Here is a 21,889-nt window from a genome sequence, read left to right on the forward strand (position 1 = left end):
CAAATCTGAAAAGTAAACACAATTTTACATTTTTGATTCATCTTTACATTTCACAAACATGCACCGATGGCAACTTTTACAAGTACGCTTCCAAATGAAATTTTAGTAAAGCGAAATGCAATGGCGCAGAAACTTTCGATGCCTAAAAACAAAACCATGGAGAATCATACTGGAACTCAAAACACAACCGCCCCGGAAAATATTATAATATTCTTAAGTACAAAATTGCTGGACTTAACAATATGCTAACCGAAAGAGAATTAATGCACAAAACAATTTCGAAGTTAATGTATTAATCTTTATTCAACTCTCAATCCCTCAACCAACACCTTTTTCTTCAACGAAAACCAACTCAAGCCAACAATCCACCCCAAACCGTTGATAAGAATTAATGCCACAACCATGGCAACGGTTGAAAATGAAGCATCGGCATTTGTGGATAAGAAGGCAGGTAGCGTGGCAATAACAGCGCTAATAAACCCAACTAAAACACCCACAAAGAGTAAAATGAGGTATTCTTTCACCAGTATTTTAAATATAAGCCGTGCGGTATAACCAACGGCCAGCATGAGTGCAATTTCGCGGCGGCGCTCGATTATGGTACGGGCAAGAATTACTGCCAGGCCAATGGTTCCGAGCAACAAGCCCAAAGCGCCCAGTGCTAAAAATATCGAGAGATAAGTATTGGTTACCGAATAAAACTCTACGAGGCGTTTGGCTGTGCTTTCCATTTCCCAGCCATAATCGCGAAACACCAGTTGCAACTCCTCTCCAATTGCTTCCTGATCTTCAGGTGCTCCATTCACCAAAAACAAACTGGAACCGCTACTGCCAGGGTAATTTCTTAGAAAATGTTTATTGGAAATGATTACAAAGCCCTGAAATATGGACGGTGTTGTTCCGGCAATCAGCTTCAGGCGGAGCGTGTCGCCCAATTCATTTTGATAAAGCAACACATCGCCAACCTTCATTCCCAGTCCCCATTGAATTACAGTCTGATCGGCAATGGCCGGGATGGTTCCGTCGTCAAAATCCATATCCAGCATCCGCCAGGGATCCTCCTTTATTCCATTTAAAGTAGCGGCAAAAGCAAATCGCCCTTCCAGGTTCTCCGGATCTACGCCCAAAACGGCAGGTTGCACAATTCGGTTTAGGTTTAAACAACTGGCATCGTCGCCCTCAACTTTTCGAAACTGCACCACATCAAAGGTTTCGTACATTCCTTCTTCGGCACGTTTTTCCCCGGCATTAATATCAAACAAAACCGGCATTGTAGTTTCGGCAAAATACAGGAAGCCTCCTGTTCCACTCGATTTCTCGTTCGCATTGGCAAACAAATCGAGCTTATTTGAACCGGTTGAAACCACCAAAAAAGTCCCCAGTGCAAACAAAACAACCACTGTTAACGAGCGATTAATATTACGCGAAAGATTAATCCGGGCCAATTCAGAGAGACGGAACTCAGTCTCTTCCTGCAGACCCTGTTTCAAAACTATTTGCCTGAACAGCAGCAGTAACCCGAGGAGCAACAGCCCACCCGAAAGGAAGAACATAGACGGATTCAGCTGAGCTGCCAACAGCTCCGAAACTGAAACTCCGGCAGCAACTCCCAGCGAAAGATAAAGCACAATTTTATACAATAAGCCGGTTGTCTTTTTTTGTTTTATGTGAACTCGTTTTTGCAGGTCGGCAGCCATTTTTTGCTGAAACTTGCGAATGGTATTAAAAATAACCGCCAACGACACCACCACACTTATTAGCAAGCCCAGCACCAGGGTTATAGGAATAATTTTTACCTCCAAAACATTGGTTCGAACAATGTCGAACCACAGCGAATTAAGCACCCGAAAGACCATACGTGTATAAACGAGCGAAGCCAGCAGTCCCAAAACCGCACCAAATACAGCCACAACAAAACCTTCAAAAAGGTAAAACCAACGAACTTGTTTTTGCTGAAAGCCAAGTGCCACCAATAAACCTACCTGTGCCGCACGGGTTTCGAGATTAAGGTGAAACAGCAGTGCTGTTAAAATTATGGATGCCACCAGAATAAAAAAGCTCAATCCGATAAACAAGCCGCTAAAATCGGTGCCGTTTTGTGCAGCATGCACCCCTTGTTCGCGAATGGGTTCAATGGCCATTCCCAGATTAGCAGGCGTAATATGTTGTGCAAATAATTCCTCATACTGCTCCTCATTAAAAGTTTCGGCAGGAAACCGGACAGCAGTATAATTTCCAAAACGGTTGGCCCAAATTGCCACCGCTTTTTCTGTTGAAATATAGGCCTTGGGTGTACCTTTATAATCGTCCCAGTATTTTTCGTCTTTCTCGCTTATAGCATCCAAATCGATTGGCACTCCGGCCTCCCATTCGCGACAGTGCCCGGCATCCGACAAGCCTGGCAAATGAGGAACACGACTGGGATCTGCCAACTCCGAATCCATCGAAATGATTTCTTTAAGAACAAATTCCGTTTCCCTGTTCAGCAGTTTCCGCAGCGGGCCTATTTCAAAATATTTCAAAACGATGGCATCGCCAACTTGCGCCTGCAACTCATCTGCTGCCCAGCGATTCAGAATAATTTCATGGTCGGCCAGCCGCGAATCAGAAAGCGAGGAAACAAACGAATAAGGAATTGACATTGAATCCTGCCTGCTATTTGAAGGCCGAACAATCCCATTCACAAAATAGGTTAAAATAAGTTCAGCATCAGGCAGCATCTTTAAGGTCTGCGAAACCTTTTCTTCCATAAAAACCCGCTCGGTAGAAACCTCCACTTCATTAGTAGGTTGAATTAATTTAAGCGACAAACCGGCATCAACAGGACTAAGGCAATTTTTTACTGCGCGGGCGACATCTGCCGTTTCTTCAGCTGTGGAAATCAACAAGTGATTAGCCTTTCCTTCAAACTCCATTAGCCGGTTTAAGCGTTCAATGGAAACAAAAAAATTGTAGGGTGCGGTTTGCGAATTTTTAAGATTAAAACGCCCAAGCTCTTCTTTTGAAACAACCTTTTTGATGGTGGCCCGCAAAGCTACACTGGTTTCTTCAGCCGAAACAAACGGAGCATTCATTGGGATAAGACTGGCTTTTTTTATTCGTACCAAAATATTATCACCTTCTCCTTTTTCAAGGCGATCAGCGAGGTTCTCACTGATGGCAATTTCGTTGTTTTGTAATTCAGCAAATACCTTGCTGTTTGCAATTTTATCGAAACCATTTGCCACGCCAAGCACCTGAACCCTGTTGGCACGTAATTGTCCGCCATCGGCAATAGCCATTCCCTCCAACAACAACACCGGAGTTGCTTTAATTGCTGGATTATCAGCTTCAATTTCAGCAGCCATTTCCTGTCTGAAGTAGCGCTCAGCCACTGAAACAAGATGCGTTGTTTCGCCTAAACGATAAAAGGTGGCTTGGGTTAAACTAAAACGTACCGAATCGCCAATAATTAATGAACCGGTTAAAACCATGGTGCTAATTAATACGCCCAGGGCCACCAATAAATTGGCTTTAAAATAATGGATAAAAGATTTTATTATGTATTGAAGTTTCGTCATACTTTCAGCCCTCGCTACTACTTGCTGCTTCTTGTTTTATCAGTTTCCAGTTTGCCGTTTCTCAACAAGTATTTTTTATCCATTTTCTGCGCCAATTCCGAAGAGTGGGTAACCGTTATCAGGGTAAGATTTTCTTCAACACTGAGTTGGATTAACAATTCAGAAAGCGCCATGGCATTATTTTCGTCCAGGGCGCCTGTGGGTTCATCGGCAAGAATAAGCTGGGGTTTATTGATTAATGCCCGAACAACAGCGGTGCGCTGGCATTCGCCCCCCGACATTTCAGCCGGTTTTTGTTTGCGCTGCTCCCAAATTCCTACTTTTTTAACGAGGTACTCGGCCCATTCTTTTTGGTCCGCAGAAATTTTTCCCTGGGCCAACAGCGGAAGCAATACATTCTCCCAAAGCGTTAGCTGTGGCATGAGATGATGCAACTGAAAAACAAAGCCCAGGTGCTGATTCCGAAAATTCGCTAATTCCTTTTTTGAATAGCCCGTAATGTTTTGACCACTAAAAACAACCTCGCCCGAGTTGGGCAAATCCAGTGCACCAATCATGTTCAGCAAAGTTGTTTTACCCGATCCACTGGGCCCGATTATGGCTATTTTTTCACCTTTCTCAATTTCAAGGTTTAACTCGTTTAGCACCTGACGAAAACTATGGGTTCCTTTTTCGCCGTAGCCTTTACTTATGTTTTTTAATTGTAGCAACATTTTGTATCTCTCGCAAAGGCGCAAAAACGCCAGCTATTTTTTAGTTGAAACTTTCGTACAATCCCACAATCTCTTGTGCGTGATTATGGATATTGAATTTCTCTTTTGTTCCCTTATAACCGGTTTCACTTAATTGTTGCAGCTTTTCCGGATTATTTAGAAGCCCTGCCCAGGCCTCACTAAGTTGTTCCGGCGAATTGGGTTCATAAACAACACCTCCTCCCGACACGTCAACCACTTCGGGGAAAGCCCCCAGCGCCGGCTGAACGATTGGCACACCCGAAGCCATGGCCTCCAGCTGATACATGCCAAAAGCTTCGCCAACACGTACCGGCACCGAAACCAACGCAACTTTTTTAAAGAAATGATGCCGCGCATCTCCTTCAAATTCTTCAATTATTTCAAAATCCTTCTCCAAACCGGCCGTCTTTATTTTTTGCTTTTGTTCTTTCAAAAACTTTTTATCATCGCCTGTTAATCCACCGGTTGCAATAAGTTTAACATCATCAAAACCCGTTTTTTTCTTTAAGTCAATAAAAGCATCTACCACAATATCAAAACCATCTTTGTAACACATGCGCGAGATGTAACCAACATTTCGTGGTTTTTCCTTTACCGGTATAAACGGATAATCTTCCACATCAACCCCCAGGTAAAAAGTGTGCATTTTGTCGTCGGATATCCGCATGCGATTTTTCATGGTTTCAGCAAAGAAATTGCTTACCGCTACCAGGGCATCCACATCTTGAGCACGCTGGTGCATTAAATCCCATATTTTTTGCTGAAACCTTGGTTGCATAGCATCTACCCACACATCTTCGTCTTGCAGCGAACACACCACCGGCACACCCACCTTTTGTTTTAAACGTTTTGCCAGCCCCAATAATAACGCATTTGAAATATGAATCACATCGGGTTGGCAATGCTCTGCAATCCAGTCTACCATTTTTTCCAGCTCCTGTTTTTGCTCACCTTCTTCACCCAGCAGCATCGAAATGGTCATGTCCTCCAGGCCTTTTGCCCGGGTAGAACCGGCCTGCGATGCCGCAAGTTTCATCATTGGTTTTGAATTCAGCAGCTTATCAAACCAAGCCGGTGCTTTTCTGAAAATGGGGTAAACCTGTTTTAAATAGGTGCTGATGGCTCCATAAAAAATCGGAATATCATTAATGTCCTGCTCATCAGAAAATAAAGGCAGGTACATGGGGACTTTTATTACCTGATGCCCAAGTTTGCGCAATGCATCAACGTATTTACTGTCGCGCAGGCAATTTCCACAATAAAAACTGCCCCCGGAACCGGGAATAATTTGTATAATATTCATCTTGTTTCTTTTATCCACAAAGACACTAAATCGCAAAAATCTATTCAGCTCAACAATGCTTTCTTAAACGTCCGGCTTCTGTTCATTTCATCCATACTAACGAGATGACACTTAGCCACAGACTTCTCACCGTATTTGTGTTTATCCTATTCGCCAAAACAATACACATTTCCGTCGTAGGCACCAACAAACAACCTGCCGTTTGCCACTGCCGGATTGCTTATAATCTGACTCCCTATCTCGTAAGTCCAAACAGGCTTTCCGTCTGAAAGGTTCACCAAAGCCAGGTCGCCGCGCATGTTTGCCGCCAACACCTTATTTTCTATTATTACCGGAGAAGCTTCCACCTGTCTTCCGGTATTGTATTCCCACAATTTTTTTCCCGTATTTTTGTCGAAACAGTACAAAAATTTATTGTGATTGGCTGTTAGCACCTTTTCGCCTGAAAGGGCCGGTGAGGCAATAAACTGAAGTTTTGTTTTTTCGTGTTCCCATACCCAGGTGGTTTTATCGGTTTTTAAATCAACCTGAAAGAAACGCCCATCGTAATCTCCGAGGTAGGCTTTGTTGTTTTCTACAGCAATGGAGCCGGCCACATAGGTTGCCACATCAATTTTCTTCACCATTTTTCCGGTTTGAATATCAACCAGGTGCAAAAAACCATCGCAACCACCAAACATTGCTACCCCATTTGCACAAGCGGCAGCACCGTTAATAAAATTATCAGATTCGTATTTCCACAGGCCTTTACCGGTTTGGGCATCAACGCAATGCAGGTAGTAATCGTAACTGCCAAAAACCAGGTAGGTCTTTTCACCAACTTTCCAAAAGTTTGCCGAGCCTATTATCTGATTATCACACTCGTAGTCCCATATTTTTTCACCTGAATTAAGGTCAAGGGCTGTCATCACTCCATCAAGGTTACCAATGTAAACCGTTTTTTCAAGGAGGAGTGCAGGAGCTTCAATGGAGTTACCGGTATCGTATTTCCAAAGTAACTTCCCATTAAAATCAAGGCAGTACATCCAACCATCTGTTGAGCCAACCACCACTTTCCCCTTGGCAACAACCGGAGCACCTTTTATATTGTCGCCGGTTTGGTAGGTCCAAAGCAAATTGGGCGACTCAGAAATACTTGTATTTGCAACTCCCGTAAGGTTTTGATTGCCACGAAAAACAGGCCATGAATCAGCAGTTTGGGCAAATGCCTCCATCCCCGCTACAAGCACCAGCAGAAATAGAAAAAATTTGTTGCATCTATTTTTACATTTTGTCTTTTCCATCCTAACTTCAGCTAATCTATTTATTCTTTTTTAAGCGAAATGGCTCCTGTGGGACAGGCATTGGCTACTTTTACCGCTGTTTCTGTCAAGCCATTTTTCAGGGCTTCGTTAAAAGGTACACCAATTTCCACATCAAAACCACGGCCAATAAAAGTAAAACCAAATTTCTCGCGGTATTTACCGGTGAGTCGCACGCAAATGCCACATTTTATACATTTTTGCGGTTCGTACACCACCGCCCCATGGTTTATTTGTTTTGTAATCGTTCTGCGTTCGCTTGTTTTATAACGTTTCTGGTCGGCATTATACGCCTCGGAATAATTGCGTAGTTTGCAGTTATCAATGGCACGGCAGTCGCAATGCAGGCACCTTTTAGCTTCGGCCACTGCCTGCTCATTTGAAAAGCCTGTACCTCCTTCGGGCCAAATTCGTTTCGCATCAACCGACTCTTTTAAATATTCGGCCAGCTCGTTTTTTACCAGGCGCCCAAAACGCGAATTAAACAAACGAGGTTCTCCTTTAACTGCATGTTTTTTTAGAAACTGTTGCACTGCAAAGGCCACCTCTTTGCCCTGCCCCACCGACCGAACCGCGAGGCGCGACGAGCGCAATACATTACCAATGGCAAAAACTTTTTCATCGGAGGTTTGATAGCTGTTTTTATCGGCAACAATTCCTTTTGGCCCGGCTTGCAAACCAAAATTCTCCGTCTCGCCTGAAATTACACCGGTAGCAACTACCAATGCATCAAATTCCGCTTTCATTTCTTCAAAAACATTCAGAGTTATTGCTGTTCCGCCCTTAAAAATTACACCTGTTTTAATAATCTCTGCAATCTCCCTATCTAACACCTCAAGTGGCAATACCTCAGCCGAGAGGGAGGTACGGAGCAAACCTCCGGCCTTTTCGTTTTTATCAAAAAGCGTAACCTGTATTCCTTTTAACTGAAGATAATAGGCGGCAGCCAAACCTGCAGGGCCGGCGCCAATTACAGCCACTTTTTTGCCGGTTTGTTCAAGCTCGGGAACAGGTGCGGGGTTTCCTTTGTCGCCAACTATTTGTTTTAGCAGACAGATAGAAACAGGCTCATCAACCGTTTTCCGATGACAGGCACCTTCGCATGGAGCCGGGCAAATGCGTCCCAAAACAGCGGGTAAGGCAATGTCTTTTTTTACCACAGCCAAAGCCTCATCAAATTTTCCGGCGGCAATGAAACGGTTCATTTTTGGAATATCCATGTGGGCAGGACAAGCCACCTGGCAAGGTGCTTCGCAATCGCCAACATGCTCGCTCAATAAAAGCTCCAGAGCAGTCTTTCGTGATTCTGCAATTTCATCATCATCAGTAATCACCTCCATTCCTTCAGTTACCTTTACCGAACACGACGGATAAAGTTTCCCGTTCTTTTTGTCTTTCACCATACAAAGCATGCAGGATGTGAAGTGCTCCAGCTCGTCGTTCCAGCACATGTTTGGTATATCAATTCCCATTTGCTGCGCTGCTTTCATTACTGAAGTCCCATCTTCAACCGCAACTACTTTGTTATTTATTTTTAGTTTAATCATTTGTTTTTTAGATACTAGATACTCGTTTCTGTATACTTGAACTCTTCACAATCCAGCAACTCATTTTACATCAATGGCATCAACCGGGCATGCCGCTCTGCACGCATCGCATTTTATACAAAGCCCGGTATCAATAGTATGTTTTTCGTGTGGGGTAAATGGTATCGCATCTACCGGGCATTTTTGCACACATTTGGTACAGCCAATACAATCGTCGTTAACCGAGTAGGTTATCAGGTCGGTGCACTTACCAGTTGGGCAGGTACCGTTTATGTGCGCTTCGTATTCGTCTCTGAAATACCTTAAAGTACTGAGCACCGGGTTTGGTGCTGTTCTTCCGAGTCCACACAGACTGCCTTTGCTCGTCCAGGCCGCCAGGTGTTCCAATTCTTCAATATCTCCGTTTTTCCCTTTGCCTGAAACAATACGATCCAGAATATCAAGCATGCGTTTGGTGCCTACCCTGCAGAACGTACATTTTCCGCACGATTCTTCCTGGGTAAACGACAAAAAATAACGGGCAATATCCACCATACAGTCGGTATCGTCGAGCACCACCAGCCCTCCGGAGCCCATCATAGCTCCCATCTCTCCGAGCGATTCAAAATCGATTGGCGTATCGGCATGTTCTGCCGGAATACACCCTCCGGAAGGACCACCTATTTGTACCGCCTTAAATTTACGACCGTTGGCAATGCCGCCACCAATTTCTTCAATCACCTGCTTTATGGTAATTCCCATGGGTACCTCAATTAACCCGCCGCGAGCCACCTTTCCGGCCAAGGCAAAAACTTTTGTACCGGTACTTTTTCCCGAACCAATATTTGAAAAGCCTTCGGCTCCTTCCCGAAGAATGTAGGAAATCTGGGCGAGGGTTTCGGTATTGTTTACCAGCGTTGGCTTGCCCCACAATCCGCTTTCAGCCGGATAAGGCGGACGCATTCGTGGAAATCCCCGGTTGCCTTCGATGGAGGCAATAAGTGCACTTTCTTCGCCACAAACAAAAGCTCCGGCACCTTCGTAAATTTGCAAATTGAGGCTAAAACCGCTACCAAGAATATTTTTGCCCAGGTAGTTTTTGGCCTCGCATATTTTTATGGCCTCGCGTATACGTTTTACAGCCAGCGGGTACTCGGCCCTTATGTAGAGATAACCCTGATGAATACCAACGGCATAGGCTGCCATAATCATCCCCTCAATTACGCGATAGGGGTACGATTCGAGCAACATTCGGTCCATAAATGCACCGGGATCGCCCTCGTCGCCATTACAAATAATATATTTCGTTTCGTCTTTTTGTTTTTTAACAAGCTCCCATTTTACACCTGTTGGAAAGCCGGCTCCCCCGCGTCCACGAATTCCACTGTCTTTTACCTGCTGAATTACTTCATCTGGCGACATGGTTTTTAACATTTTCGCCAATGCCGAGAAACCTCCCCTACTCAGGTATTCTTCCACATCAAGGGGATTGATTATGCCGCGATACTCGGTAGCAATTGGCACTTGTTTCCCCAGAAATGAGGCGACAGGTTTTTCGCGCATGCTTATTTCGTAGCGCTGAATTCCCTCCCAGTTACGGTCGGTTTGTATGGTTTCTACCGTATGCAACAATTTATTTTTTAAGCGGGTAAACATTCCCGGTGCTTCAAAATGGTTCTCAACAATATTTTTAACATCCTCGGGTTTTACCTTGGCATAAAGTGTAGCTTCGCCATCGTTAGGTACAATCTCTACCAGTGGCACCTGGTGGCACATGCCTACGCAGCCTACATGCTTTAAATTTACGCGCAAACCACTTTCGTTCACCACACTTTCCACCTCTTGCTGAATTTCCTGGCTGCCACTGGCCACACAACACGAACCGAGCCCGATTCGTATTTCACCCTGAATTTCGGAACCATCGGCTTTACGTGCTTTTTTCGCACTTTTTGTACCTTTTATACTTTCAAAATCGGCAATAATTTGCTCAACCTGATCGGAGGCTACATGCCCGTAGGTAGTTTCATCAATTTGAACGACAGGAGCCAGGGTACAACAGCCCAAACAAGCCACTTGTTCCAGGGTGTATTTACCCGACTCTTCGGTGTCTTCACCATCAGCCAGTTTTAATTCGCGCCGGAAAGCATCGTACACCTGGCCTGCACCTTTTACATGACAAGCAGTACCCACACACACTTTTATCATGTGTTCGCCAACCGGTTGAAGCCTGAATTGTGAATAAAAACTGGCTACTCCGACAATTTCAGCTAAGCTGATTTCTGATTTATCCGCCAGGTCTTTCAGCAATTCTTCGGGCAGGTAGTTGTGCTCTTTCTGAATGGCTTGCAAGATGGGGATAAGGCTTTTTTTTGTAGCGCCTTTATCCGCTATTATCTGATTGATATTATTCTTTTCTTCCGTCATTTGTTGTTCTGTTGTCATTCTGCTTTGGTAACAGTTCTGAAACTACTTTCCGATGCCGAACAAGTGTTTTTCGCCGCGTATGTAAATTCGGCCATCAGCAAAAGCCGGTGTTGGCCCCGATAGCTCTCCCAGTTCGTTTTCGCCGAGCAGTTTCATCTCGCGTGCAGCTTCATAAATCCGCATCACACCATCGTTGTCCATCAGAAAAACATTTCCTTCGGCCACCACCGGCGAAGAATACACCGGCAAACCAAAATCGTGCTCCCAAAGTTCATCTCCGGTTTTCAGGTCGTAGCACACAAAAACGCCATAACTTGTTGCAATAAAAACCAGGCCATTATAAACCAGGGGACTGGCAGCCTCGGGCAGGTACATATCGTCTTCCCACAAAACTTCCTGCGTTCTGATATCAATAGCTACCATTTTAGCGTACTCGTTGGCTGCAACAACAATGCCATCGCCATACCCCACCGAGGGGCCAACTTCGCCCATCATACATTCAACTGTCCACAGTTCCTCTCCGCTTTCGGTGTCGTATCCACCAACAATCGGATCGGTAGTTAATAACAGTTGGTATTTTCCATCAACTTCTGCCAAAACAGGGCTAGCCCACGATATTTTTGCTTCACGTGCTGTTTCCCAAATTGTTTCTCCGGTGGTGGTACTCAGCGCCAACACTTTTCCGCTTTTGTTGGTATCGTATTGAACAAACAGTTTTCCATTCCAGGTTAGTAATGATGATGAATGACCGTAGTGATTATCGGGAACGCCAAGATTTTTGGCCCACAAGCGTTTGCCGTTCATATCAAAAGCAATTACATCTCCGGTTCCGAAAATGGCAAAAACAGCTTTTCCATCGGTGGTTAAAGTTGGAGCCGAAAGCCCTGTGTCTTCTGTTACTCGTGGGGGTGTTGCAGGCGACCCTGAAATATTATCTGCAATACCTGTCCAAAGCAATTGGCCATTGGTACGGTTATAACAATACACCTCTCGTGTAGCATTATCAGCCCCGGCAACAAACAGCTTATCGCCCCAAATTATTGGCGAGTTAAATCCATGCTTTGGTGTTTCAACTTTCCACAACACATTTGTTCCGGCAGCTCCGTCCCATTCTGTAGGGATGTTTTTATGAGCAATTATCCCTTGTGCGAACGGCCCGCGAAAAGAGTTATGATTCTTTTTCAAATCGGCAATAGTTACTCCCGTAACTACGGGTTTTGGCTTCGGTTTTTCTTCCGCTTTAATTTGTTGTTCTTCAGGTGCTGCAGTTTCAACAACAGTTTCCTTTTCAGGTGCTGGTTTCGTGAGCTCTTCGTTTTCTTCGTTTAGCACTTCAGCAACTTCTTCTGGTGTAGCTTCTGGCTGGGCAGGTGCTACCTCAATAACTTCTACCGTCTCTTCTTCGGGCGTTGGTTCCACCACCTCTGTTTCTGCAACTTTCGGATACGATTCTAAATAATCAACAGTTGCAAACGAAGCCGCAAGAGCCAGGACCATAACAATAAGTCCTACCCAAATTATTCCCTTTTGGGCCAATATACGGCTGGCTATTTCGTTTTCCAATACTTTCTCTGGCTCCTCAATTTTACTTTTTGCTGCATAATAAACCCTTAAGGCAAATGCAAGTACCACGGCCCCAAAAAGTAACATCCAGGCTCCGGTTTTAACCTGCCACTGACTGTTGAAATAGGCTTTGCGCGCCAGCAAATCAAAGTTCCGAATTTCTTCTTTTAATGCTTCGTTGTTGGGTTCCTGCTTGAGGCGTTGCACCAAGGCTTCTAACGCCTGGCTTTCAATGGGATCGGTTTTTGAAACCTGCCAAAAATTCAACAACAACAACAGGGCAACAGCCGTACAAAACACTCCGGCTATTAAAGCTATATTCTGCGAAAGTTTTATTTTATCCTGGTTACTCATATTTTCGTTCTTCTGATTTTTCGTTTCTTTTTTATTTTTCAACCGGGCAATAATCAACACATCTGGCGCAGCTGTAACAATTTCCTTTGTGCGGTTCGTAATCCTGTCGTTTGCGGAAAACAACTGTATTTAGCAGAGTCATTCCGATTACCAAACCAAGAAAACCACCGGCAATCATGCTTCCGGTATAAAACTTCTTACGAATTAAATTTGCATCGGCCACCAACTGCTCCATTGATTTTCCTGCAGCCAGAAAGGTTTGCACATCAATGTTATCCGGATCATTTTTTAATTCAGGTTTCGAAATAAGCAATTCTGCCAGGTAAACATCCTGATTAGCTTTGGATAAAAAAGTATGTGATTTTGCCCCCACAAATACGCCCAGGGCTATCCACAAAGGAACTACCAAAGCATAAGTGATAAAACGTTTTGGTCCTAAACCGGATTTTACCACTTCTTTTTCGTTGGTTGGAAAGTCGATTGCATCAAAGGGGCACGAGTGGGTACACAGCTTGCACTGAATACATTTTGATGGAGTAATGGTTAGGTGCCATTTTGAAAAGCGTGACATCCAGCTAAGCAACACCCCGTATGGACACAGAAAACGGCAATAAGGCCGCGCCACAAACATCCCCATTAATAAAAATGCGATGCCCAGAATTATCATATGAAATTTGGCATCCATACGGAATATTCCCACAAAAGGATCGTAACGGCAGATGATAAAATCGGTTCCGGTTGCTGCAAAAAGCACGGCCAGCGCCAAATAAATGTAGGGAATCAAGCCCAGCGTTTTATTCAACCATTTGGGCAAACTTATGGGTTTTATAACTACAAGATCCTGAATGGCTCCCAGAGGACAAGCTCCGGCACAAAAAGTTCTTCCAAAAAAAAGGGTAAACAGCAATGGCAATATAAAAAACAATAGTGCAGTTAACGAAATGGCATAACCCGAATCAAAAAAAGTTAAGGTAACATTTTGTATGGCACCAATGCTGCAAATACAGCCGTTGCGGTAAAAGCCAAAATAAACCAGTGTAAATACCGATAACCACAGAATGCCTTGCCGCGAGCGGCTTTTTAAAGCGAAATACGTGGCTGCTGCCAATACCAACAGCAAAACCAAAACATCAAAATATTCCATGGCCAAAGCCCGAGGCTCGGGCGTAAGCGGTGATGGTTGCTCGTATCCTGTTTCAAATTCGGGTTTTGGAAAACGCTGCTGCTGGGCCGACAAGTTAAAAGACAAAAGATTAAAGGCTAAAGTGAAAAGTATAAAGACAAAAGTAAAAATCACTGGTTTTAACTTAAATCCGTAGATTCTCCTTTGCTTGCGACTCCTGGCTCGTGGCTCGTAACTATTTTGGTTAAGTTGATCTTTCATTTTTTTTTAGAATCAGGCTTCAGAATGGTTGGTAAAATCGCCTTTAACATTGTAGGCTTCGCTGGCTTTAACACGGCTAATGGCATCCGACGGGCATACCCGGGCAATGGCGCATTCGTTACAATTTACACAAATGTGGTGCATAATCTGTAAATGCATCGAGCCGTTACCAAACGAGGTACATCCGGCCACACATTTTCCGCAGCCAATACACAAATCTTCATCAATATGGTATTCAAAATAGGGCTCTTCAATAAATTTGCGCTCAATAGCAGCCGTTGGACACAACTGGTTTTCGGCGGCTGTACTTTGTGCATTGGCATCGGGTTTCAGGTAGCCGCCACACAGGTCGCAATAACCACAAAGATCAAAAGCATGAATACATTTTACGGCAGATGGGTTTAGCACACACTCGGTGGCACAGCGCCCACATTGTGTACACTTAAAGGGGTCGATCTGCCAAACGTAACCTTCGCCACTTACTTTTTTTAAGGCCGAAACGCTAAGCGCCCCTAAAGACAAAAGCAAAGAAGCCCGTACACCGTTTGTAATAAATTTCCTGCGGCTTTGCGCCTTGTTTTTATTTTCCATTTTTCACCTCCTTTGCCTGTGGTAATTCGCATTTTTTAAACTTCCCGCAATTCTCGCACCCTGGTGAAACCGAACAAGTGGCCGAAACTTTTTTATTCATCAATAAATAACCTGCTGAGGCAGTAATTCCGCCCAGCAATAAAAGTCGTCCTGTTGTTTTTATAAAGTCTTTTCTTTTCATATTCCTGGTAAAAAAACCTGAAAAATTATCTTACTTCTTTTCGAATACACGCAAGACATTTCTATCAAAATCCAAGGCATAAATATGGCCTTCCTCATCGGCAGCCACATCGGGTGCCTGTCCTTCAATTTTTTCATCGAATTTGGCAGGAGGTGCTACCACCCCCGCAAATTCTCCGGAGGGCTTATAAACTTTCACACGCACCAGGCCTTTTTCGCTGGTAACAAAACTACCATCGGGTAAAAAACAAAAATGTGCCGGATTACAACAGCCGCTAAAATTTTCGGTTTGGTTTCCCGAGGCTTTCCAATACTCGCGCAAACGCCCTTCAGGCGAATAATTTTCAAGGGTGTGCATACCCGGATTCACCACCCATAAATCGCCATAAGCATTAATATCCAAATCAAAATAAGGGCTTGGAATGATAAAACCATGGGCCAAGTCGTCATCGGTTTTCCCCTCAAAAGAATTCACCAATTCTCCCTGATGGTTAAACCGAAGGATGCGTCGGTTTCCGGCATCGGCAACCATAATATCGTCGCCAAAAACGGCAACAGAAGTTAAATAGGTATCCTCCCCATCGAGCTCCCATTCGTGCAGGGTTTTCCCTTCACCATCAAGTATCCAGACAAAGCGCTCAAAAACAATATAAATACTATCGCCTGCCGCATCCAATCCGTGCGGTTCGTCTAAAAAACCAACCTCGGTTAGCAAGGTTCCTTTAAAATCTATAATTTTCAGCTCCTGATCGCCAATCGCATAAATTTTGTTATTGGCAATTTCAAGCGCTTTAGCATTTTCAAACCCTAGTTTAAAGTTGCGTGTTTCTTTATAATGAATAAGCTCTTCTGGTACATTCCGGAACTGCTCAAGGCTGTATTCAAACTTATTGGCTTCCATGTTATCGGGTCGTTTTGAATACCAGTCGCCAACCATAACGGCAACAATTACCACTGCCAACACAATCAGAAAAAATACGATTCCTTTGTTTTTCACACCTGTTTTTTTTTTGCTGAATACTATTTTACATTCAAATCAATACAAACCATTGTTTTCGAGTCGCGCAACAACAAATAACCATCGGCCAGAGCAAATGGTGCCCAGGCATCGTGGCCATTTTCTATAATTTTCACCTGCTCCAATTGGATATATTTCTCCACGCTTGGTCTGGCAATTGTTAAAGTTCCATCGTCGCTCAGAATAAACATTTTATTATCGGCAATAAAGTAAGGTCCCAAACCAAAACGGCTTTCCTTTCCGCTTGACCATACTATCTCTTTGGGATTATTTGGATGCACGCATACCAGCTGGTTACGGTTGGCTCCACCGTCTTTTGGCATAATACCAAACAAATGGTCGTTCCACAAAACCGGGGTTTGCTGTTCGCAGGCCAATCCATCCTTTGGCGCGTATTCATCAAGAGTTTCAATGGTAAATGCTCCATTATTTTCGCTAAGCTGAAGCAGCATGCTTCCGGCACCATAACCGGCGGTCATAAAAATCTTACCATCGGGCAAACACACCGGCGAGGGTGCTACCACCGAGTGATTCCATGCTGATGTTTCCCATAAAATCTGGCCGGCATCAGGTCCGTCGGCAGCTACTGCCAGCATGCCTCCAACCGGGCTGTACACATACATTTTTCTTCCGCCAAAGGTAAAAGGCATAACCGACGAATGCGACATTTTCCATCCCTTAGGATTTGGAGTCTCCCAAAGTTTTTCACCGGTTTCGCAGTCAACAGCCACCATCATTTTGCTACCTCCTGTTGCAATTATTGCCACACCATTGTCGATTAACGGACACTGGCCGGTGTACCAAAAGGGTATTTCATTCTGATATTCTTTCACCACATCGAGCCCCCATCGCATTTCTCCGGTTTCCCGGTCGAGACACATAACATGGCATTTGGGGCCAATGGTAACAATGTAATCTTCGGTTACTGCCGGTATTGTTCTCGACATTCCGTGATTGCGTTTTATGGCTACATCGTAACCGCGTTTCCAAAGTTCTGTACCATCGGTTAAAGAAATGCAGCGCAAAAAATCAGCACGTTCCTCTTCATCGTAATCAAGAATGTAAGCCAGGCCTTTCCAGATTGCCGCTCCCGAGTGTCCTTCGCCCAGTTCCATCGACCATTTAATATCGGGGCCTTCGATGCCAAAGCCATCCACCAGTTTTACAGGCGATTTTGAAATATTATCGAAATCGGCTCCCCTGAAATTGGTCCAGGTTTCTGTTAACGGAGTAAAGTCTTCTGAAAAGGACTCAAAATGTTCACCAATAGCAACTTCCTGCACAAAGGCATTGCCCTCGCCACGGTTATCGGCTCCTTCAAGGTTTACAATAAAATCTTTTGTTGGATCGGCGTTAAGCCACCAAAAAACCGTAACAAAACCAATAGTTCCGGTTAAAATAAGTATGATATTTATGGTTCTTTTTGTCATTAAATCATATAAAAATAGTAAGTAAAAAAATGATTACTCCCTGATATTGTATATTAAAAGCACATCGCCGTGACGGATAAAAAGTTTCCCATCGTAAATGGCCGGATGAGCCCAGTGCGGTCCGGCTCCATCGTTGATTACAAAACTTCCTTTTATTTTTAATTCTTCGGTTGATGGTTCAACCAGGGCAACGTTACCTCTTTTTTCTTCGTACAGGTACAACATATTATCTGCAGTAATAATAGATCCTTTGTTCTCATATTCGCTCTCCCAGTTAACTTTTCCAGTCTCCCAGTTCAGGCTCACCCATTTGCCGCGCGAGTTGTGTTGCCAGTTGGCTCCATAAATATTTCCGTTTAGCAAAACAACACCACCATGATGATTATCAAGGGTATCATTCTGCCACTTTAAACGAATAGTGTTTCCATCTTCCGAAAGAGAGAACATGAGGCCCGGATGATCGTATCCGCTGGTTACAAATATTTCGCCGTTGTGATACAAAGGCGGATTGGTATTACCTCCAACTCCCTGACGGCTAGTGTGATATTGAATAAGATTATAGTTCCAGAGTGTTGTGCCATTTTTGGCATCAATTCCAATTAAATTATCGGTGGTTTGGGCCAGAATTATTGGCCGGTTATTATGCTGAATTAGCGAGGGTGAAGCGTAGGATTTTGCGCCCCCCAGGCTTTTGCTCTGCCATATTTCTTCTCCGTTGTTTTTATTAAAGGCAACCATGGTATTTTTTTCACCACCTACCATATAAGCCACCATATTGTGCACAACAAGCGGGGCTTCGGCATCGCCATGCCGGTGAATCTCTCCACCATATTTTTCAACCGCATCAACTTTCCAGATGAGTTTTCCGGTTTGCGCATCAATGCAACTTAACTGTCCTGTTCCGCTTGACACGTAGAGTTTTCCATCGGAATAGGTTGGTGTACTTCGGCTGTCGGTGTACGAACGGGTCCACGAACGACCATAGGGAGTATCCCACAATAACTCTCCCTTTAAACTGAAGGCCGACAACATGTCGGTGGTATCGGTTTTTATGCCGGTAACATAAATTGTTTGGTTTACCACAATGGGGGTTGAATAGCCCTTACCTACTCCTTCAATTTTCAGCAATAATTCGGGGCCGTTTTCGGGCCATTGTTTGAGCAAACTTGTTTCAGGGTAATGCCCTGAACGCCCGATTCCGCGAAACTCAATTAAATCTTGTGCACACAGATTAAATGCAACGAAAATTGCTATTAAGGTTAAGGTTGGCTTCATCCGACTTTTTGTTACAATTTTTGGTACTTTACAATTTCATTTTTGTCAAGACGCAAAGGCTTAAAAATAACCTTTTTTTACAAGAATACCGGGTGTTAACAATGCATTAACACCCCTATCGTGCTTAATTAGAGCCTTTTTAAATACCCGTAGTAAGCATTGCCACTATTCCGCAATATTGTATACCATCAGGGCATCGCCATGTCGAATCAGCAATTTATGTTCGCCAATAAACGGATGTGCCCAATGCGGCCCTGCGCCTTTTGTGATTTTAAATTCGCTTATCGGTTCAAAACCATCGGGATCGGGTTTTACCAGCCCCACACTTCCGCGTTCGTTGTAACAATACAGCAAACCATCGGCCATCACCATCGAGCCTTTGGTGTCCCATGCTTCCACATACATTATTTCGCCCGATTTCCAGTTCATACACAGCCATTTCCCTTTTTTATTGTTTTGCCAGTTTGAACCGTACAAAAAACCGTCGTGCAAAATTACTCCATGGTGGTGATTATCAAAAGTCTGGTCGCGAAACACTTCCGTAACGCTAGTCGCCAACGAATCCATTTCCAGCATTACAGCAGGGTAATCGTACCCCATCGACAGAAAAATACGATTATCCTTAAAGGTTGGCGTATTGGTCCAGATTAGTCCGGGTTGTGGCCATTTTTCGGGGTCGTGCCACCGGTAGGTCCATAACAGTTCTCCGGATTCGGGTTGTAAGGCCAGCAGGTGCGTTCCAATAGTTGCCAAAATAAAACGATGTTGGTTCCAATGGTAAACACAGGCCGATGCGTAGCCGCGTGTCCCCTCAAAAGGTTTTACCTGCCACACGGTTTCACCAGTCATTTTATTCAGTGCAACAACACTGGCCTTTTTACCTCCCGGCGAGGCAATTACCAGGTCGTCTACTACCAGGGGAGTTTCTGAATTGCCCCAAATGTGGTATTCCGATTCAAAATCCTGATCCACATTTACGACCCATATTTTTTCGCCCGATTCTTTATCAATACAGCTTACGGTTCCCATTCCGCTTTGCACGTATATTCTGTCGTTTTCAATAACAGGTGTACTGCGCGTATCCGGGAACGACTTGCTCCAGGAACGTCCATAAGCCACCTGGTACTTAAACGATCCATCCGGATTAATGGCTGTCAGATAATCGAGCGTGTCAATCATTCCAGTAGTGTAAATCATCTCTCCATCTGCAATGGCTGAAGAATACCCTTTCCCAATTCCCTCAACTTCAAGCAACAAGGCAGGGCCATCCTGTGGCCATTCTTTCAACAGTGTGGAATCGGTGAAATGGCCATCCCGATTGGGGCCGCGCCACTGAGTAACCTGTGCGGTAAGCGAGAAACTTATGGCCAGTAATAAAAAAATTAGTTTAATTTTTCGCATGGTTTTATTTATTTAAAAATGAATTGTAATCCAGGCTTTGTAATGTTTTTTCGCGATAGCTTACTCCTATGGGAAATTGTTTTGTGCCAACAACAACCATTACCGGACTAAAACTTGTAATCCGGTTAATGGCTACCAGAAATGAACGATGAATTCTGATAAAACTTTTTTCGGGCAAGGCCTTTTCGATGGCTGCCATGGTGTACCTGCTGTTTATTTCGCGCTCGGGGGTGTGTACTTTCAGGTAGTCGCCAAAACTCTCGACATACTCAATTTCTGAAACAGGAATTTTATGAATTACATTTTTTTCGCGCAAATAAATGGTTGTTCCACTACCTGTATTTTGTATAACACGAACTTCGTTGCTTACTAAATTCTGGCTTTTATATTTTTCAACAGACTGCAAAAAACGCTCAAACGATATGGGTTTTAGCAGGTAATCGAGCACATTTAAATCGTAACTCTCAATGGCATATTCGCGGTGCGCAGTGGTAAACACAACGGCCGGTGGTTTTTGCAGTGTTTTTACCAAATCCGTACCTTTCATTTCGGGCATATGAATGTCTAAAAACATCAGGTCAACTTCGTTCTTAGTTAAAAAATCAAAAGCTTCAATGGCATCCGCACAACTACCAACCAGCTCCAGTGAATCGACCTTACTGATGTGCGACTTCAACACCTCAATGGCCAAAGGTTCATCATCAACAATAATGCATTTTATTTTATTCATTTATTCCGCATATTAAAAGATTAACTTCGTATTCATCGCTGCGCTCTTCAATTTCAAGATTATACGTATTCGGATAAATCAAATCCAGTCTGCGTTTTACATTTTTTAAGCCAATTCCTTCGCTCTCCTTTTCTTCCTTTTCAGCAATAGCATGCACCGAATTCAGCACCCTAAGTTTCATGCATTTTTCATCAATTTTAATACTAATATCCACCTTCGGATTCGTACGATCTTTGCTGGCACCATGTTTAAAGGCATTTTCAATAAACGGCAATAATATCAGTGGTGCAATGCGGTTGCGATTAAGGTCTCCATCGATATTAAATGCCAGGTCGAGCCGATTATTGTAACGCATACTTTCCAGTTCAACATAACTTTCAATAACCTCTATCTCCTTTATTAGAGGCACAAAATCGTCGTTGCTTTTGTAAATCATATAATCAAGCAGACCTGATAATTTTAAAACAATATCGGGTGTTTTTTCCGACTTAATAAGCGTTAAAGCGTACAGGTTATTTAAGGTATTAAAAAGAAAATGCGGATGTACCTGCGACTTTAAAAAGTTAAGTTCGGCTTCCAGTTTTTCTTCGGCTAACTTCTTATTTTTTTGTTCGTCAGTGTACCACTTTTTAAAAACAATTATAGTGGTTGCCAACACCGGAATACCGTAGTTTGAGATGATTTTGCTTAATATTTTGGGAACATAAAAAAGTGGCAGATCGGAATAATCAAAAAATTCAGGAAATAAATTTGGGAAGTAATAGGAGATATAGATTAGAAACCCGAAAAGCGGCGCGTGAATAAGAGTAAGTATGCCAAAGGTTACGAACTTTTTTTTCTCGATTGCGAAAGGCAAAATCCAGTATACCAGGGTGTAGGTACCAATAATTCTTGCCGGCAACAAGGTAAGTCCAATAACAAATTCTTCGTAATAATGCTCGAGGTATCCACCATATGTGAGCCAATACCCCATAAAAACCACCAGCCAAAAAAGCACATGCCACCCAAAACGATACTTAAAAAATATAGGTTTTTTGTTTGCTGCCATTTGCTTCCATTTCTGCTTTAAATCTACACATGAATTTATACATAGCTAAATGCCTGAGATAAACAGA

Annotated in this window: 17 protein-coding genes; 1 reads left to right on the forward strand and 16 read right to left on the reverse strand. The window is 43.6% G+C overall.

The features are described from left to right. The first annotated feature begins 66 nt into the window (after nt 1-66). Entirely contained in the window at nt 67-249 is a 183-nt protein-coding gene (locus QZ574_RS12065; protein WP_297089780.1) for a hypothetical protein, read from the forward strand. Nucleotides 250-299: 50 nt separating this feature from the next. Here the strand turns inward: QZ574_RS12065 and QZ574_RS12070 are convergent, their stop codons facing one another. From QZ574_RS12070 to QZ574_RS12145, 16 genes are all read right to left on the reverse strand, one after another. Continuing rightward, on the reverse strand, nt 300-3,560 hold the full coding sequence (locus QZ574_RS12070) for an ABC transporter permease (RefSeq protein WP_297089782.1): 3,261 nt from the start codon (nt 3,558-3,560) through the stop codon (nt 300-302). A gap of 17 nt (nt 3,561-3,577) precedes the next feature. Further along, entirely contained in the window at nt 3,578-4,273 is a 696-nt protein-coding gene (locus tag QZ574_RS12075) for an ABC transporter ATP-binding protein (protein ID WP_297089784.1), read from the reverse strand. Nucleotides 4,274-4,313: 40 nt separating this feature from the next. Next, nucleotides 4,314-5,597 carry a glycosyltransferase family 4 protein gene (locus QZ574_RS12080; protein WP_297089786.1) on the reverse strand — a complete coding sequence of 428 codons (1,284 nt, stop codon included), beginning with the start codon at nt 5,595-5,597 and terminating at the stop codon, nt 4,314-4,316. 146 nt (nt 5,598-5,743) lie between these two features. After that, on the reverse strand, nt 5,744-6,880 hold the full coding sequence (locus QZ574_RS12085; protein ID WP_297089788.1) for a PQQ-binding-like beta-propeller repeat protein: 1,137 nt from the start codon (nt 6,878-6,880) through the stop codon (nt 5,744-5,746). A gap of 20 nt (nt 6,881-6,900) precedes the next feature. After that, complete coding sequence (locus tag QZ574_RS12090) at nt 6,901-8,445, reverse strand: FAD-dependent oxidoreductase (RefSeq protein WP_297089790.1); 1,545 nt, start codon at nt 8,443-8,445, stop codon at nt 6,901-6,903. A 60-nt stretch (nt 8,446-8,505) separates the two neighbouring features. Then, nucleotides 8,506-10,866: an NAD(P)H-dependent oxidoreductase subunit E gene (locus QZ574_RS12095; RefSeq protein ID WP_297089793.1), complete on the reverse strand. Its 2,361-nt coding sequence runs from the start codon at nt 10,864-10,866 to the stop codon at nt 8,506-8,508. 24 nt (nt 10,867-10,890) lie between these two features. Next, complete coding sequence (locus QZ574_RS12100) at nt 10,891-12,765, reverse strand: PQQ-binding-like beta-propeller repeat protein (protein ID WP_297089795.1); 1,875 nt, start codon at nt 12,763-12,765, stop codon at nt 10,891-10,893. A gap of 31 nt (nt 12,766-12,796) precedes the next feature. Beyond that, entirely contained in the window at nt 12,797-14,149 is a 1,353-nt protein-coding gene (locus QZ574_RS12105; protein ID WP_297089798.1) for a 4Fe-4S binding protein, read from the reverse strand. A gap of 12 nt (nt 14,150-14,161) precedes the next feature. Next, complete coding sequence (locus QZ574_RS12110) at nt 14,162-14,740, reverse strand: 4Fe-4S binding protein (protein ID WP_297089800.1); 579 nt, start codon at nt 14,738-14,740, stop codon at nt 14,162-14,164. Beyond that, nucleotides 14,730-14,921, reverse strand: coding sequence for a hypothetical protein (locus QZ574_RS12115; protein WP_297089802.1), 192 nt, complete (start codon nt 14,919-14,921; stop codon nt 14,730-14,732). The genes QZ574_RS12110 and QZ574_RS12115 overlap by 11 nt, the downstream gene beginning before the upstream one ends. A 30-nt stretch (nt 14,922-14,951) precedes the next feature. Further along, nucleotides 14,952-15,917 carry a hypothetical protein gene (locus QZ574_RS12120; protein WP_297089804.1) on the reverse strand — a complete coding sequence of 322 codons (966 nt, stop codon included), beginning with the start codon at nt 15,915-15,917 and terminating at the stop codon, nt 14,952-14,954. Nucleotides 15,918-15,940: 23 nt separating this feature from the next. Next, nucleotides 15,941-17,368 (reverse strand): PQQ-binding-like beta-propeller repeat protein, encoded by a 1,428-nt coding sequence (locus QZ574_RS12125; protein WP_297089806.1) that lies wholly within the window; start codon nt 17,366-17,368, stop codon nt 15,941-15,943. Between the two features lie 33 nt (nt 17,369-17,401). Continuing rightward, nucleotides 17,402-18,643, reverse strand: a complete 1,242-nt coding sequence (locus QZ574_RS12130) for a PQQ-binding-like beta-propeller repeat protein (protein WP_297089808.1) — start codon at nt 18,641-18,643, stop codon at nt 17,402-17,404. A gap of 165 nt (nt 18,644-18,808) precedes the next feature. Beyond that, on the reverse strand, nt 18,809-20,044 hold the full coding sequence (locus QZ574_RS12135) for a PQQ-binding-like beta-propeller repeat protein (protein ID WP_297089810.1): 1,236 nt from the start codon (nt 20,042-20,044) through the stop codon (nt 18,809-18,811). Nucleotides 20,045-20,048: 4 nt separating this feature from the next. Further along, nucleotides 20,049-20,774: a LytTR family DNA-binding domain-containing protein gene (locus tag QZ574_RS12140; protein WP_297089812.1), complete on the reverse strand. Its 726-nt coding sequence runs from the start codon at nt 20,772-20,774 to the stop codon at nt 20,049-20,051. Continuing rightward, nucleotides 20,767-21,822 carry a histidine kinase gene (locus QZ574_RS12145; protein WP_297089814.1) on the reverse strand — a complete coding sequence of 352 codons (1,056 nt, stop codon included), beginning with the start codon at nt 21,820-21,822 and terminating at the stop codon, nt 20,767-20,769. The genes QZ574_RS12140 and QZ574_RS12145 overlap by 8 nt, the downstream gene beginning before the upstream one ends. Nucleotides 21,823-21,889: the final 67 nt, after the last annotated feature.

Source organism: uncultured Draconibacterium sp. (assembly GCF_913063105.1).
Taxonomy (GTDB): Bacteria; Bacteroidota; Bacteroidia; order Bacteroidales; family Prolixibacteraceae; genus Draconibacterium.

Excerpts from the sequence above, each read along its gene's own strand:
- QZ574_RS12065 (WP_297089780.1), top strand. The coding sequence starts at position 67 with ATGGCAACTTTTACAAGTACGCTTCCAAATGAAATTTTAGTAAAGCGA.
- QZ574_RS12070 (WP_297089782.1), bottom strand. The coding sequence starts at position 3,560 with ATGACGAAACTTCAATACATAATAAAATCTTTTATCCATTATTTTAAA.
- QZ574_RS12075 (WP_297089784.1), bottom strand. The coding sequence starts at position 4,273 with ATGTTGCTACAATTAAAAAACATAAGTAAAGGCTACGGCGAAAAAGGA.
- QZ574_RS12080 (WP_297089786.1), bottom strand. The coding sequence starts at position 5,597 with ATGAATATTATACAAATTATTCCCGGTTCCGGGGGCAGTTTTTATTGT.
- QZ574_RS12085 (WP_297089788.1), bottom strand. The coding sequence starts at position 6,880 with ATGGAAAAGACAAAATGTAAAAATAGATGCAACAAATTTTTTCTATTT.
- QZ574_RS12090 (WP_297089790.1), bottom strand. The coding sequence starts at position 8,445 with ATGATTAAACTAAAAATAAATAACAAAGTAGTTGCGGTTGAAGATGGG.
- QZ574_RS12095 (WP_297089793.1), bottom strand. The coding sequence starts at position 10,866 with ATGACAACAGAACAACAAATGACGGAAGAAAAGAATAATATCAATCAG.
- QZ574_RS12100 (WP_297089795.1), bottom strand. The coding sequence starts at position 12,765 with ATGAGTAACCAGGATAAAATAAAACTTTCGCAGAATATAGCTTTAATA.
- QZ574_RS12105 (WP_297089798.1), bottom strand. The coding sequence starts at position 14,149 with ATGAAAGATCAACTTAACCAAAATAGTTACGAGCCACGAGCCAGGAGT.
- QZ574_RS12110 (WP_297089800.1), bottom strand. The coding sequence starts at position 14,740 with ATGGAAAATAAAAACAAGGCGCAAAGCCGCAGGAAATTTATTACAAAC.
- QZ574_RS12115 (WP_297089802.1), bottom strand. The coding sequence starts at position 14,921 with ATGAAAAGAAAAGACTTTATAAAAACAACAGGACGACTTTTATTGCTG.
- QZ574_RS12125 (WP_297089806.1), bottom strand. The coding sequence starts at position 17,368 with ATGACAAAAAGAACCATAAATATCATACTTATTTTAACCGGAACTATT.
- QZ574_RS12130 (WP_297089808.1), bottom strand. The coding sequence starts at position 18,643 with ATGAAGCCAACCTTAACCTTAATAGCAATTTTCGTTGCATTTAATCTG.
- QZ574_RS12135 (WP_297089810.1), bottom strand. The coding sequence starts at position 20,044 with ATGCGAAAAATTAAACTAATTTTTTTATTACTGGCCATAAGTTTCTCG.
- QZ574_RS12140 (WP_297089812.1), bottom strand. The coding sequence starts at position 20,774 with ATGAATAAAATAAAATGCATTATTGTTGATGATGAACCTTTGGCCATT.
- QZ574_RS12145 (WP_297089814.1), bottom strand. The coding sequence starts at position 21,822 with ATGGCAGCAAACAAAAAACCTATATTTTTTAAGTATCGTTTTGGGTGG.